This is a genomic window from Actinomadura sp. 3N508 (assembly GCF_044326375.1).
GTDB lineage: Bacteria > Actinomycetota > Actinomycetes > Streptosporangiales > Streptosporangiaceae > Spirillospora.
Map to the genome: position 1 here is coordinate 873,744 of NZ_JBIRAX010000003.1, position 13,083 is coordinate 886,826.

Sequence of the window (13,083 nt, forward strand, 5' to 3'; positions counted from 1 at the left end):
GATCGGAACCATGCTCCAGGTCTGCCCGAACGGAAGACGGACCGAAGGCGTCCCGGTCTCGCCGGAGGAGATCGCCGCCGCGGTCCGCGCCGCCGTCGACGTCGGCGCGCAGGACGCGCACGTGCACCCGAGGGACGACTCCGGTGCCGAGACCGTCGACCCGGCGCATGTCGCGGCGGCGGTCTCCGCCGTCCGCGCGGCCACCCCGTCGATCCAGGTCGGCGTGACCACCGGCGAATGGACCGAGCCCGACCCGGTCGAGCGCGCCGCGAAGATCCGCTCCTGGCCGGTGGCGCCCGACCACGCCTCGGTGAACTTCCACGAGGACGGCGCCGAGCTGGTCGCCGAGGCGCTGTTCGAACGGGGCGTCGCCATCGAGGCCGGGATCTTCTCCGGCACCGACGGCGCCGACCGGTTCCTGCGCTGGCCGCACGCCCACCACGTGCTCCGGATCCTCGCCGAGGTCACCGACCCCGACCCGGAGACCGCGACCGGCACGGCGAAGGCGCTGCTGCACGAGCTCGGCACCAGGCACGGCCGCCCGGTGCTGCTGCACGGGGAGGAGGGCGGCGCGTGGCCCGTCCTGCGGCTCGCCGTCCGGCTGAACCTGGACGTCCGCATCGGCCTGGAGGACACGCTCGTCCTGCCCGACGGGGCGCCCGCCGCCGACAACGCGACCCTGATCCAGACGGCCCGCGCCCTGCTTCCCGCCTAACCGTCCTCCAGCCCCCACCCACCACCATTCAAAGGACGAGCTCCGCTCGACGCCTATTGGTCAGGAGCGGGGGTTGTGGCCGGCGTCGGCGTCCATCCGCTCCCAGTCGGCCTCCCACAGCGCGTCGCGGTGCCGGTCGCAGCGGCGCCGGACGAGAACGTAGGCGAGCAGCACCGGCGCCCCGCAGGCGAGGACGGTCGCGGCGCCCGCGTAGGCGGCGTCGGTCACCGTGCGGCTGTGCGGGCGGGGACGCACGGTCGGGTCGCCCTCGCGGTCGATCCAGATCGTCCGCTGCGCGCCGGCCTTGGCGTTCTTCCAGCTCGGCAGCGTCCCGACGCGGGGCTTGCCGTCCGCGCCGGGCCAGGTCGCCTGGACGGTCTCGTGGATGTAGCGGTCGCCGGACGAGCCGATGCCGCCCGTGGCGGTGACCGTGGCGACGACCTGGCGGCGGTTCGCCCGCTCGGCGTTCTCCGCGCGGGTGCCCGCGTCGTAGGACCACGACACGGCCCACGCGGCGAGCGGCGGGGCCGCGGCGAGCAGCAGCACGAGCAATCCGAGGGCGATGGCCCGCTGCACGCGGTCGACCCGGCGGCGCAGCTCGTTGCGCTCCAGGCCGAGCCGCCGGCGGACCCTGGCGAGCGGCGTGCCTCCGCCGCCGATGCCGGTCCTGCGCACCTGCGTCACCTCCCCGGGGAGTGCCCTCCCGGCAAGAGGCCTCAGCCTTCTTTAGCCGTCTTTTCCCAGGATATTCCCGAGCCCGTCGCTCGGCACCTGACCTGTAGGCGATTCCTTTCCGAGATCCCGGCCGGTATGCCCGTTTGATGGCCGAATTCGGTCAGGGTCCGGTTCTCCGGGACGGTCCCGGCGCGTGCCGCGCCCCGCGCCGCCTGCGGCGAGCGCGAGCACCGCGCCCAGCACGCACAGCCCGGCCGTGATCCAGAAGATCTCCTGGTACTCGGTGCGCAGCGCGTCGTCCACGGCCGCGTTGTAGATCTTGAGCTGGCGGGCGAACTCGTCCTTCGACATCAGGAACGGCAGCGGCGGTTTCAGGTCGGCGGTCAGCGCGTGGAAGCGGTGGAGGCCCCACGCCGACAGCGCGGAGATGCCGAGCAGCATCCCCATCATCCGCGCCACCACCACGGCCGCCGACGCGACGCCGTGCCGCGCCGCCGGGACGGCGCCCAGCGCCGCCGACGACGCCGGCGCGATCACCAGCCCGAGCCCGAGGCCGGTCACGACGAGATCGGCGTCCATCCGCGGCAGCGGACCGTACGAGGCGTTCGCCAGGTCCGCGGGCCACGCCGCGATCAGCAGGTAGCCCACCGCGGACAGCGCCATGCCCGCGGCCATCGGCCACCGCTCCCCCACCCGCCTGGCGAGCAGCCCGCCGGCGACCGCCGCGATCGGCAGCGCCACCAGGAACCGGGTCAGCAGCAGCGCGCCCTCCGTGGCGTCCTTGTCCAGGACGGTCTGCGCGACCAGGACGACGTCCACCAGCGTCACCATCAGCGCGGCGCCCGACAGCAGGCTCACGCCGAGCGTCGCCAGCAGCGGACCCCGCCGGACGCCCGCCAGATCGAGCAGCCTCGTCCGCGCCCTGATCTCCCAGAGCACGAACACCACGAGCACGACCGCCCCCGCCGCGAGTACGGGCAGGCCCCATGAAGGAAGCGCCGACTCTTGCGGTTCTGGGTTGTAGACGCCCACGACCAGCAGACCGAGCCCCAGCGCCAGCAGCAGCCCGCCCACCACGTCGACACCCGGCCGCGGCCCTTCGCCCTTCCCGCGCCCGCCCGGCACCGCGTACTGGACGGCGGCCATCGCCCCCGCCACCAGCGGCACGTTGATCCAGAAGATCGCCCGCCAGTCGGCGACCGCCGCGATGCCCGCCCCGTACAGCGGGCCGAGCACGCTGCCCAGCTCCTGCGCCGCCCCGACCGCGCCGAGCACCACTGGACGCTGCCGCTCGTCCCAGAGGTCGCCGGCGAGCGCCATCGTCACCGGCAGCAGCGCACCGCCCGCGACGCCCTGCACGACCCGTCCCGCCGTCAGCAGCGGCACGCCGTCCGCCAGCGCCGTCACCACCGAGCCGGCCGCGAAGAACACCAGGCACGCCTGCAGCAGTGGACGCCGCCCGAACCGGTCCGACAGCTGCCCGAGCAGCGGCATCGCCGCCACGTAGCCCAGCAGGAACCCGGTCAGGACGGGCGTCACCCGCTCCAGCCGGTTGATCGGGACGCCGAGGTCCTTCACCACCGGCACCAGGATCGTCGTGACGACGTAGGCGTCCAGCGCAGCCAGCAGCACCACCGCGCCGCCCGCCCCGATGGCGACCCGGCGCCGCTCGCTCACTTCGGCGCGCTGATCTTGTACGGGGCGTCGAACTCGGTGAACGAGATCACCACCGCGCCCTGCCCCTGCGGGAACGCGGCCCGCACCTTCACCAGGCGGTGATCGGTGCGGTTCACCCACAGCTGCCCGTCCAGGTCCGCGTCGATGCCGGGGATCAGCGCCGCGAGCTGCGCCTTCGGCAGCTTCGCGGCGACCCGGTTCGTCTCCTTGCCGTCCACGGTCTCCACCGCCTGCGCCTGCGGCGAGGTCACCGACGCCAGCAGCTTGGAGATGCCCCGCTCCGGATCCAGCACCGCCGACGGGTCGTACATGGTCGCCGCCAGCGCCTTCGGCAGCTTCCGCCACCCGCCGGTCCCCGCGTCCAGGTAGACGCTGTCGCCCAGCGCGACGGCCTTCATCTCGATGTTCTGGCCCTGCTGCTCGACCGTCAGCGTCCCTTCCGCGTCCCCGCCGCGGAGCAGCTTCAGGTCCCCGCCCTTCACCGTGACCGGGGTCTTGCCCTCCGACTTCATGACGAACGCCGTGCTCTGCACCGTCCCCATGGCCTGCGCGGCCTGCCGCACCGTCTGCGCGGCGTCGAAATCCGCCTTCTTCGCGGGCTTTCCGGACCCGCCGTCGTCACAGGCCCCGGCGAACAGCAGCCCCGGCAGCAGCAGGACGAGGACGAGAATGCGTCTGGACATAACGCGGACCCTACCGACGGGTACCCGCACCCGTCACTCGGTACCAGGTATGACATCGCCCGGCCAGAAGGAGGACATCGCCTTTCACAGTGGTCCCCCGGAAGGGCCCGCCGCTAAGATGACAGACGGCCACACCCCCACCGTCACCGGGGGGCGCCTCGGGGCGGTAGCTCAGCTGGTCAGAGCAGGAGACTCATAATCTCCCGGTCGCGGGTTCGAGTCCCGCCCGCCCTACAGAGCCGGGGAAGGAATGCCCGCGGAATGCGCGGGCCGTCGCTCTTTCGGAGTGTCCATCTGGGGGACGACCCCAGACCCCCGATGTGGGGGCTCCGCCCTCATGGCCTCCCGCTGGGCTAGGCGGGCCAGTCGGGGTGGCGCTTTTCCAGGAAGGCGGTCATGCCCTCCTGTGCCTCCGGGGTCAGGGCCGAGGCGGCCATCACCTCGATCGCGTAGGCGTAGGCGTCCTGTTCCGGGCGGTCGAACTGCGCGTACATCGCCTGTTTGCCGAGGGCCTTGCTGCGGGGACTGCCCTGGGTGGCGCGCTGGAGGAGTTCGTGGGTCGCCTCGTCGAGTTCGCCGTCCGGGACCGCGTAGTTGATCAGGCCCCAGTCGGCGGCGGTGGCGGCGTCGAACACCTCGCCCGTGAGGGCCATCTCGGCGGCGCGCTTGCGGCCGATGTTGTGCGAGATCGCGACGAGCGGGGTGTGGCAGAACCAGCCGCCCTTGCCGCCCGGCGCCGCGAACCCGGCGCTCTCGGCGGCGACGGCCAGGTCGCAGCTCGCGACGAGCTGGCAGCCGGCCGCGGTCGCGAGGCCGTGGACGCGGGCCACCACCGGCTGCGGGATCGACTGGATCGTCCGCATCAGGTCGGTGCAGATCCTGAGGAGGTCGCGGACGTCGGCGTGCGACGCCCCGGCCATGTCGGCGAAATCGTGACCGGCCGAGAAGACCGGGCCGTTCGCCGCGAGGATGACGCCGCGGGCGCCGGTGCCGCCCGCCTCCTCGAACGCGCTGGTCAGCGTGAGGAGGAAGGCGCGGGAGAGGGCGTTGCGGCGGCGCGGCCGGTTCATCGTGATCGTGGTGAACGGGCCGTCGCGCTGAACCAGGACGTCTTCGTCTTCGCTCATGCTCTCGACGTTACGTCAGACCCTCGTCGTACCGTGGGCGGGTCATCGGACGCACCGAGGGGGTATGGCCTTGAAGCTGCTCACCGCCACCAACTCCAGCCAGGGATTCCGCGACAACGACTTCGACTGGTGCGTCGAAGGCGAGCTCGTCCATATCGGGCTGGTCTGCGCGAAAGACCGGGACGACCCGGACGGCGGTTGCGGCTGCGGCCGCTCGTTCGCCGGGCTCAACTCCCATCGCGCGACGACCACCGCGATGGTCCGGGACGTCCCCGGGTTCACGGTCGACGACTACGTCCTGGCGATCAGGTCCAGCCTTGAGCAGCAGGGCTGCGACCCGTCGTTCGCCGAGCACGAGGCGGCGCTGCTGCGCTGCCTGGTGCGCGACTGGCCGGTGGGGGTGATCGTCGAGCGGCGGCTGGATGAGATCGTGGTACGGCAGGTCCTTCAGCCCTAGGGGGTGCGTTCCATGCTCGTCGCGTTCTCGGTGACTCCGCTCGGCACGGGCGAGGAGGTCGGCGAGCTCGTCGCGGAGGCGGTGCGGGTGGTGCGCGAGAGCGGGCTGCCCAACCGGACCGACGCGATGTTCACCACCGTCGAGGGCGAGTGGGACGAGGTCATGGCCGTGGTGAAGGCCGCCGCCGACGCGGTCGCGGCGCGGGCGCCGAGGGTGAGCCTGGTCCTCAAGGCCGACATGCGGCCCGGGGTGACGGGCGCGCTGGAGGCCAAGGTCGAGTCGGTGGAGAGGCACCTCAGCCGGAGAGCCAGTCCCTGATCTCGTCGTCCGAGCGGGGCAGCAGGCACCAGAGGGCCTCCTCGGTCGACGCGCACATCGGGATGTGCTTGTCGAGGCCGAGAATCCGGCAGAGCCTGGCGGGGAACGGGCGCATGCCCACCAGCGCCAGGGCGGTGCCCTCGGCCTGGCAGTTGCACGCGCACTGGTGGAGGGTGCGCAGGCCGTCGGCGTCGAAGAACTCGACTCCGGAGACGTCCAGGACGAGCGGGCGGTGCACCAGCTCCCCGAGCCGCGACCGGACCTCGGGACACGACGCCCTGTCCATCTCCCCCGACAGCAGGACGGTCGTGTGCCGGTCGCCCTCGATGACGACCATGTCGACGGTGGTCATGGACTCCCCCAACGTCCGGCGGGATCGGTGCGCCGTGGGCCATGATGCTCGCCCGCGGCCCGCCGTGTCAGGTGAACGGCGGCCGGGGGGAACGTTCGGGGGCCCGTCTGGAGAAGGGTGCGGCACGGGCGCGTCAGTCGTCGGTGATGAGGCGGGCGGTGACGCGGTCGAGGACGGCCAGCTCGTCGGCCGGAAGGTCGTAGAGGGACGGCGGCGGCGTGTCGAGGATGCGTTCGGCCCGTGCCGCGGCGGCGCGGCCGGTCTCGGTCACCGTGACGAGCTTGGAGCGGCGGTCGGCCGGGTTCGGGGACCGCTCCACCAGCCCGCGGCCGACGAGGTCGTCCACCACGAGGGTGGTGTAGGGGCGGTCGGTGAGCAGGGCGTCGGCGAGGTCGCGCAGCGTCATCGGCTCGGCCGCGGCGGCGATGCGGCGCAGCGCCTTGATCCGGAAGAAGCTCATGCCGAGCGCCTCGGTGGCCTCGCGCCGCCGGTCGCCGCGCTCCAGCAGCAGGACGCGCAGGTTGCGCCACGTGCGCTCCGCCATCTCGGCGCTGGCGCGGTCGTGGGATCGCACGGCCGGCTCGGTCATCGGGCGCTCGCCTCCGTTGCGTGGAACTGGTCTGCCTGTTCTTCCGACTCGACGAGGCCGGCGGTTCTGCGGGCGGCACGGCGGCCGGTGGTGACGGCCCCGAGGACGAGGACGGCGGCGGCGCAGCCGACCATCGCCCAGTATGCCGGGCGGGCCGCCGCGACGAAGCCGGGCCCGGCGTGCGTGCCGGAGAGCCCGGCGGCGAGCACCGCGCCGAGCGCGGCGACGCCGAGCGCGCTGCCGACCTGCCGGCTGGTGGAGGCGACGGCGGCGGCCACCCCGGCCTGCGCGCGCGGCATCCCCGACACGGCCGTGTAGGTGATCGGCGAGTTCAGCATGCCGAACCCGACGCCGAACAGCACGTATCCGGTGAACAGGGTGGCGTCGCGGGTCTCGGCGTCGAACGCGGCGAACAGCAGCGCGCTGGCGAGCATCGCCGTCCCGGCGAGCAGCAGCGGCAGGCGCGGGCCGCGGCTGCCGACCAGCCGGCCGGCGAGCGGGGAGCACACGGCGGTCGCGGCGGCCATCGGCAGCAGGTACAGCCCGGCCTCCAGCGCGGACAGCCCGCGGACGTTCTGCAGGTAGAGGGTGTTGAGGAAGAGGAACCCGCCGAACGCCGCGAAGCCGGTGACCGCGATGACGACGGCGCCGGAGAACGGGACGCTGCGGAAGAACCGCAGGTCGATCAGCGGTTCGGGGACGCGGAGCACGTGCCGCACGAACCCGGCGAGCGCCAGGGCGGAGATCAGCGCGGCGCCGTAGACGACGGGGTCGGTGAAGCCGCGTCCGGGCGCCTCGATGATGGCGAACGTCAGCGTCCCGAGGAAGGTGATCAGGAAGAGCTGGCCGATCGGGTCGGGGCGGCGGGGGCGCGCCGCGCGGGACTCGGGGACGAACAGCGCGGTCAGCGCGAACGCGGCCAGCCCGATCGGCACGTTCAGCCAGAAGATCGCGCGCCAGCCGACGGAGTCGACCAGCAGCCCGCCGACCAGCGGCCCGAGGGCCATGCTCAGCCCGGCGGTGCCGGCCCAGAAACCGATGGCGCGGGCCCGCTCGCGCGGCTCGGTGAACACGTTCGTGATGATCGACATCGCGACGGGGTTGAGCATGGACCCGCCGATCGCCTGCACGACGCGGGCGGCGATGAGCCAGCCGAGCGACGGCGCGAGGCTGCACAGCACGGACCCGGTGACGAACAGCCCCAGCCCGATGTGGAACACGCGGCGGCGGCCGAGCCGGTCGGCGGTCGAGCCGGACAGGATGAGCAGCGAGGCGAGGACGATCAGGTAGGCGTCGATCGTCCACTGGAGGCCGGACAGCGAGCCGCCGAAGTCGTCGTGCAGGGTCGGGAGCGCGACGTTCAGGATCGTGTTGTCGAGGTTGATGATGAACAGGCTCATGCAGCAGATGGCCAGCACGGCGATCCGGCGCCGGGGGCTGAGCTCTGGCATGCGGCGCCTCCGATCGTTGTACCCCTACAACGATTGGAATTCTACAACCATTTCGGCTTCCTCCGTGCGGGCGGGGCCCCGGCCGCGGGCGGCGGGGACGACCAGCGGCGTCCCCGTCTCCGGGCAGTCGATCACGCGGCACGGGAGCTTGAAGACGTCCTCGACCAGCGAGGACGTCACCACCTCGCACGGGTCGCCTTCGGCGACGATCCGGCCGTCGCGCATCGCGATCAGGTGCGTGGCGTAGCGGGCGGCGTGATTGAGGTCATGCAGGACGGCCACGACCGTGCGGCCCTCCTCGTGCAGCCGCGCGCACAGGTCGAGGACCTCGATCTGGTGCGCGATGTCGAGATAGGTCGTCGGCTCGTCCAGCAGGAGCAGCGGCGTCTGCTGGGCCAGCGCCATCGCGATCCACACGCGCTGCCGCTGGCCGCCGGACAGCTCGTCCACCGCGCGGGACGCGAGGTCCGCGACGCCGGTCGCGGCCATCGACTCGGCGACGACCCGCTCGTCCTCCCTCGACCACTGGCGCAGCAGGCTCTGGTGCGGGTACCGGCCGCGCGACACCAGGTCGGCGACCGTGATGCCCTCGGGCGCGATCGACGACTGCGGCAGCAGCCCGAGCGTCCGGGCGAGCTTCTTGGCGGGCCAGCCGGCGATGGGCCTGCCGTCCAGCACGACCGTCCCGGCGGACGGCTTCAGGATCCGCGCCAGCGCGCGCAGCAGCGTCGACTTGCCGCACGCGTTCGGGCCCACGATCACGGTGAACGACCCGTCCGGGATGGCCACGTCGAGGTCTTCGGTGATGGTGCGCCTGTCGTAGCCGAGGGTGAGCCCCGAGCCGGTGAGCCGCGCCTTTTCGTCCGTCACTAGATCCGTCCCGTCTTGCGTTGGGTCACGAGGAGCCAGACCAGGTATCCGCCGCCGAGGAGCCCGGTCACCACGCCGACCGGGAGCTGGTGGCCGGGGAACGCGCGCTGCGCGACCCAGTCGGCGGCGACCAGCAGCGCCGCGCCCATGCACGCCGCGGGCAGCAGGTTGGGTCCGGTCGTGCGGGTGAGGCGCCGGGCGAGCTGCGGCGCGGTCAGCGCGACGAACGCGACCGGCCCGGCCGCCGCCGCGGCGAGCGAGGTGAGCAGCACGGCGGCGCCCAGCATGATCAGCCGGACGCGCTCGATGGGGACGCCGAGCCCGTGCGCCGCGTCGTCGCCCATCTCCAGCATCCGCAGCGCACGCCCGCAGCCGACGAGCACGAGCGGCCCGAGGACGGCGAGCGCGGCGAGCACGGGCGCGGTGTCCGACCAGTCGCGGCCGTCCAGGCTGCCGGTGAGCCACAGCACGGCGCGGGCCGCGTCGGTGATCTGCGCCTGCGTGAGCAGGTAGCCGTTCACGCCGGTGAGGATCGCGGCGACGCCGATGCCGACGAGGATGAGCCGCTGCCCGTGCGCGGCGCGCCGTCCGGCCACCGCGTACACGACCAGGCCGGTCGCGAGCCCGCCGCCCGCCGCGCCGGCCGCGACCGCGGCGCTGCCCGCACCGGTCAGCACGATCACGGCGAGCACGCCGGACGCGGCGCCCTGGGTGAAGCCGAGGATGTCGGGGCTGCCGAGCGGGTTCCGGACGAGCGACTGGAAGATCGCCCCCGCCAGCCCCAGCGCGGCGCCGACCGCGAGCGCCGCCGCCACGCGCGGCAGCCGGATCTGGTTCACGATGAGGGAGTCGGCGGGCGTGCCCTGCCCGAGCAGCGTCCGGACGACGTCGGCCGGGCTCATCGGGAAGTCGCCGCTGCCGATGAGCAGCACGCCCGTGCCGAGCGCCACGGCCAGGCAGGCGGCCGCGACGGCGAGCGCACGCGCGCGGAACCGGAACGACAGCCCACCGGGCGTCCGGATGACCGTCACGTGGACACCGCCTTGCTGCCGGGACGGCGCACGAAGTACAGGAACACCGGGCCGCCCGCCACGACCATCACGATCCCGACCTGGAGCTCGGACGGGCGCACGACGACGCGTCCGATGACGTCCGCCGCGAGCATCAGCGCGGGCGAGAGCACCGCGCAGTACGGCAGCAGCCAGCGCAGGTCGGGCCCGGTCAGCGCGCGGACGAGATGCGGCACCATCAGCCCGACGAAGATGATCGGCCCGCAGGCCGCCGTCGCCGCGCCGCACAGCAGCGTCACCGTGACGATCGCGACGATCCGGGCGCGGCCGGGGTCGGCGCCGAGCGAGCGGGCGGCGTCGTCGCCCATCGCCATCGCGTTCAGCGGGCGCGCGAGCAGCAGCGCCGCCACCAGCCCCACCACGACGAACGGTGCGACGCGCACGATGGTGTAGTTCTGCGCGGCGGCGAGGGAGCCGACCGTCCAGAAGCGCATGCGGTCGAGGGACGCGGTGTCGAGCAGTTGCACCGCGCTGACGTAGGAGAACAGCGCGGCGTTCAGCGCGGACCCGGCCAGCGCGAGCCGCGCCGGGGTGGCGCCGCGCCCGCCGCCGACCGCGTAGAGCAGCACCGCGACCGCCCCGGCGCCCGCGAACGCGAACCACACGAAGCCGGTGAACGACGTCACGCCGAGGAACGAGATCGCCGACACGACGGCGGCCGCGGCGCCCGCGTTGATGCCGAGGAGGCCGGGGTCGGCGAGCGGGTTGCGGGTCGTCGCCTGCATCACCGCGCCGGCGAGGCCGAGCGCGACGCCCGCGAGCAGCCCCAGCACGGTCCGCGGGAGCCGCATCTCGTGGACGATCGTGTACGCGGCCGAGTCGCCGTGGAAGAGCCCGTCCCATGCCTCGCCGAGCGACAGCGGCTTCGCCCCGACCGCCAGGCTGAGCAGGACGACGGCCAGCAGGAACAGCACCGCGCCGGCGAGCCCGGCAGCACGCCGCGGGCCCGGTGCCCGCTCGGCGGCCGTCGCGGAGGGCGGCGGGGGTTTGGTCAGCAACACTCGGCGGACTCCGGGGAACGTTCCAGGGACCCCCCGTCGCGGCGGCGACGGGCCGGGCCCCCTTTCTGGGGCGAAGACTTAGGTTAGGTTAACCTAAGCACGCATCGGCCGGAATGCGGCCATCGTAGTTGATTCATGGAGAACGTCCGAAATGTCATTTATCGGGTCCCGTCATCGTTCGCGCAGCACCGTCCGCGGCGCCGTCCCGGGCACGGGCCTCACCCGGCGCGGCCTGCTCAGCGCTGGCGGCGCCGTCGCCGTCGGCGCCCTCATCAGCGCGTGCGGCGGCGACAGCGGCACCGGAAGCGGCGCCGGATCGGGCGGCGGCGCGTGGACGTTCACCGACGACCGCGGCACGAAGATCGACCTCAAGGCGCGCCCCCAGCGCGTCGTCGGCTACGTCGGCGCCGCCGCCGCGCTGTACGACTTCGGCATCGACCGGCAGCTCGTCGGCGTGTACGGCCCGACGAAGCTGAAGGACGGCAGGCCCGACCCGCAGGCCGGTGACCTGCCCGTCGACCGGCTGGAGATCATCGGCAACGCCTACGGCGAGTTCAACATCGAGAAGTACGCGGCGCTCCGCCCCGACCTCCTCGTCGACAACATGTTCCTCCAGAACCAGCTCTTCTACGTTCCGGCAGAGAGCAAGGACAAGATCTTCGCGCTGGCGCCGAGCGCCGGCATCTCCACCGGCGCCGTCCCGCTGCCGAAGCCGATCGAGCGGACCGCCGCCCTCGCCGCCGCGCTGGGCGCCGACCTGAAGTCCGCGAAGGTCACCGCCGCGAAGGCGCGGTTCGACAAGGCCGTCGAGGCGGTGCGCGCCGCGGCGAAGGCCAACGCCGGCCTGAAGGTGCTGGCCGCGTCCGCGAGCCCCGACCTGTTCTACGCCTCCAGCCCGGCCAAGAACACCGACCTCATCTACTTCAAGGAGCTGGGCGTCGACCTGATCGTCCCGGACAAGGTCGGGAAGGACGGCTACTTCGAGGAGCTGAGCTGGGAGAACGCCGCCAAGTACAAGGCCGACGTCATCATGCTCGACTCCCGGACGCAGGCGCTGCAGCCGAAGGACCTCGGCTCCAAGCCGTCCTGGAAGGAACTGCCCGCGGTGAAGGCCGGCCAGGTCATCCCGTGGCAACCCGAGCCCCGCTTCTCCTACGCCGGGTGCGCGCCGATCCTGGAGGCGCTCGCCGCGTCCATCACCTCCGCCAAGAAGACCGGTTGAAAGGCTGCGCCATGACGAGTCCGGCTCACCCCTACGCCTTCTTCGACCTGCACGTCCTGCGCTCAGAGCGGCTGGGCCCGTCCATGATGCGGATCACCTACGGCGGCCCGTGCCTGGATGGGAACGGATCCGGGAACGGGAACGGCTCAGACCGTTTCGTCACCGCGGGACGCGACCAGCGCATGAAGCTGTTCTTCCCGCACCCGCACCAGGACGCGCCCGTGATGCCGGACAGCCTCGGCGGCGAGACCTGGTTCGCCGACTGGCGGGCGCTGGACCCGGCCGAGCGCGGCATCATGCGGTCCTACACCGTCCGCGACCTGCGCCCCGGCGAGCTCGACGTCGACTTCGCGCTGCACTCCGAGGGCGGGTCGGGCCCCGCCGCGTCCTGGGCAGAGACAGCACAGCGCGGCGACCGCGTCGCCGCCCTCGGCCCGACCGGTGCCGACAACGGCGGCTACGACTTCCGCCCGCCGCCCGGCGGCCCGGTCGTCATGGCCGGTGACCTGACCGCGCTACCCGCCATCGCCGGCAACCTCGCCTGGCTGCCCGCCGGGACCCCGGCCCGCGTCTGGATCGACGTCCCGTACCCGGAGGACCGCCAGGACCTGCCGACCGCCGCCGACGCGGAGATCACCTGGGTCTCCCCCGGCGGCCTGCCGGACGCGGTCCGCGCGGCCGAGATCCCGGACGGTGCCTACGCGTGGATCGCGGGCGAGTCCGCCGTCGTCAAGGCGCTGCGCCGCCACCTGGTGAAGGAGCGCGGCCTGGACCGCCGCGCCGTCACGTTCACCGGCTACTGGCGCCGCGGCGCCACCGAGGAGGACCTGCTCGCCGAGGCCGTCGCGGGCAGCAGCCCCGCCACCGAGGAGTGAC

15 protein-coding genes and 1 tRNA gene are annotated in these 13,083 nt (G+C 73.3%); 6 read left to right on the plus strand and 10 right to left on the minus strand.

The genetic code is table 11. The annotated features are described in order from the left end of the window. Positions 1–10 precede the first annotated feature (10 nt). A complete protein-coding gene (locus ACH34S_RS15370; protein WP_395953265.1) occupies positions 11–715 on the plus strand; it encodes a 3-keto-5-aminohexanoate cleavage protein in 705 nt (234 codons plus the stop codon). A 60-nt stretch (positions 716–775) separates the two neighbouring features. Here the strand turns inward: ACH34S_RS15370 and ACH34S_RS15375 are convergent, their stop codons facing one another. The 3 genes from ACH34S_RS15375 to ACH34S_RS15385 are packed head-to-tail and all read right to left on the minus strand — an operon-like array spanning position 776 to position 3,750. After that, on the minus strand, positions 776–1,390 hold the full coding sequence (locus ACH34S_RS15375) for a hypothetical protein (RefSeq protein WP_395953266.1): 615 nt from the start codon (positions 1,388–1,390) through the stop codon (positions 776–778). Positions 1,391–1,441: 51 nt separating this feature from the next. Then, positions 1,442–3,067: an MFS transporter gene (locus ACH34S_RS15380; RefSeq protein WP_395953267.1), complete on the minus strand. Its 1,626-nt coding sequence runs from the start codon at positions 3,065–3,067 to the stop codon at positions 1,442–1,444. Beyond that, complete coding sequence (locus ACH34S_RS15385) at positions 3,064–3,750, minus strand: LppX_LprAFG lipoprotein (protein ID WP_395953268.1); 687 nt, start codon at positions 3,748–3,750, stop codon at positions 3,064–3,066. The genes ACH34S_RS15380 and ACH34S_RS15385 overlap by 4 nt, the downstream gene beginning before the upstream one ends. A gap of 160 nt (positions 3,751–3,910) precedes the next feature. On the opposite strand from ACH34S_RS15385, the gene ACH34S_RS15390 reads away from it, so the two are divergent. Then, positions 3,911–3,984, plus strand: a tRNA-Ile gene (locus tag ACH34S_RS15390). Positions 3,985–4,103: 119 nt separating this feature from the next. On the opposite strand, the gene ACH34S_RS15395 is transcribed toward ACH34S_RS15390, so the two are convergent. Then, positions 4,104–4,877, minus strand: a complete 774-nt coding sequence (locus ACH34S_RS15395; protein ID WP_395953270.1) for an enoyl-CoA hydratase-related protein — start codon at positions 4,875–4,877, stop codon at positions 4,104–4,106. Positions 4,878–4,941: 64 nt separating this feature from the next. On the opposite strand from ACH34S_RS15395, the gene ACH34S_RS15400 reads away from it, so the two are divergent. Both ACH34S_RS15400 and ACH34S_RS15405 read left to right on the plus strand, forming a co-directional pair. After that, on the plus strand, positions 4,942–5,334 hold the full coding sequence (locus ACH34S_RS15400; protein ID WP_395953272.1) for a hypothetical protein: 393 nt from the start codon (positions 4,942–4,944) through the stop codon (positions 5,332–5,334). Between the two features lie 12 nt (positions 5,335–5,346). Further along, positions 5,347–5,652, plus strand: a complete 306-nt coding sequence (locus tag ACH34S_RS15405; protein ID WP_395953274.1) for an MTH1187 family thiamine-binding protein — start codon at positions 5,347–5,349, stop codon at positions 5,650–5,652. Here the strand turns inward: ACH34S_RS15405 and ACH34S_RS15410 are convergent. From ACH34S_RS15410 to ACH34S_RS15435, 6 genes are all read right to left on the minus strand, one after another. Continuing rightward, on the minus strand, positions 5,630–6,004 hold the full coding sequence (locus ACH34S_RS15410) for an STAS domain-containing protein (RefSeq protein WP_395953275.1): 375 nt from the start codon (positions 6,002–6,004) through the stop codon (positions 5,630–5,632). The genes ACH34S_RS15405 and ACH34S_RS15410 overlap by 23 nt on opposite strands. Before the next feature lie 133 nt (positions 6,005–6,137). Further along, positions 6,138–6,593 (minus strand): MarR family winged helix-turn-helix transcriptional regulator, encoded by a 456-nt coding sequence (locus ACH34S_RS15415; protein WP_395953276.1) that lies wholly within the window; start codon positions 6,591–6,593, stop codon positions 6,138–6,140. Then, the gene (locus ACH34S_RS15420) at positions 6,590–8,044 is read right to left on the minus strand and encodes an MFS transporter (RefSeq protein ID WP_395953277.1); all 1,455 of its coding nucleotides are present in this window, start codon (positions 8,042–8,044) and stop codon (positions 6,590–6,592) included. Before ACH34S_RS15420 ends, ACH34S_RS15415 begins: the two co-directional genes overlap by 4 nt. A 24-nt stretch (positions 8,045–8,068) precedes the next feature. Next, positions 8,069–8,914: an ABC transporter ATP-binding protein gene (locus ACH34S_RS15425; protein WP_395953278.1), complete on the minus strand. Its 846-nt coding sequence runs from the start codon at positions 8,912–8,914 to the stop codon at positions 8,069–8,071. Further along, a complete protein-coding gene (locus tag ACH34S_RS15430; protein WP_395953279.1) occupies positions 8,914–9,945 on the minus strand; it encodes a FecCD family ABC transporter permease in 1,032 nt (343 codons plus the stop codon). The genes ACH34S_RS15425 and ACH34S_RS15430 overlap by 1 nt, the downstream gene beginning before the upstream one ends. Continuing rightward, a complete protein-coding gene (locus tag ACH34S_RS15435) occupies positions 9,942–10,985 on the minus strand; it encodes a FecCD family ABC transporter permease (RefSeq protein WP_395953280.1) in 1,044 nt (347 codons plus the stop codon). Before ACH34S_RS15435 ends, ACH34S_RS15430 begins: the two co-directional genes overlap by 4 nt. A 151-nt stretch (positions 10,986–11,136) precedes the next feature. Here ACH34S_RS15435 and ACH34S_RS15440 point away from each other — a divergent pair, with 151 nt between their 5' ends. Next, the gene (locus tag ACH34S_RS15440) at positions 11,137–12,207 is read left to right on the plus strand and encodes an ABC transporter substrate-binding protein (protein WP_395953281.1); all 1,071 of its coding nucleotides are present in this window, start codon (positions 11,137–11,139) and stop codon (positions 12,205–12,207) included. 11 nt (positions 12,208–12,218) lie between these two features. Next, on the plus strand, positions 12,219–13,082 hold the full coding sequence (locus ACH34S_RS15445) for a siderophore-interacting protein (RefSeq protein WP_395953282.1): 864 nt from the start codon (positions 12,219–12,221) through the stop codon (positions 13,080–13,082). Position 13,083: the final 1 nt, after the last annotated feature.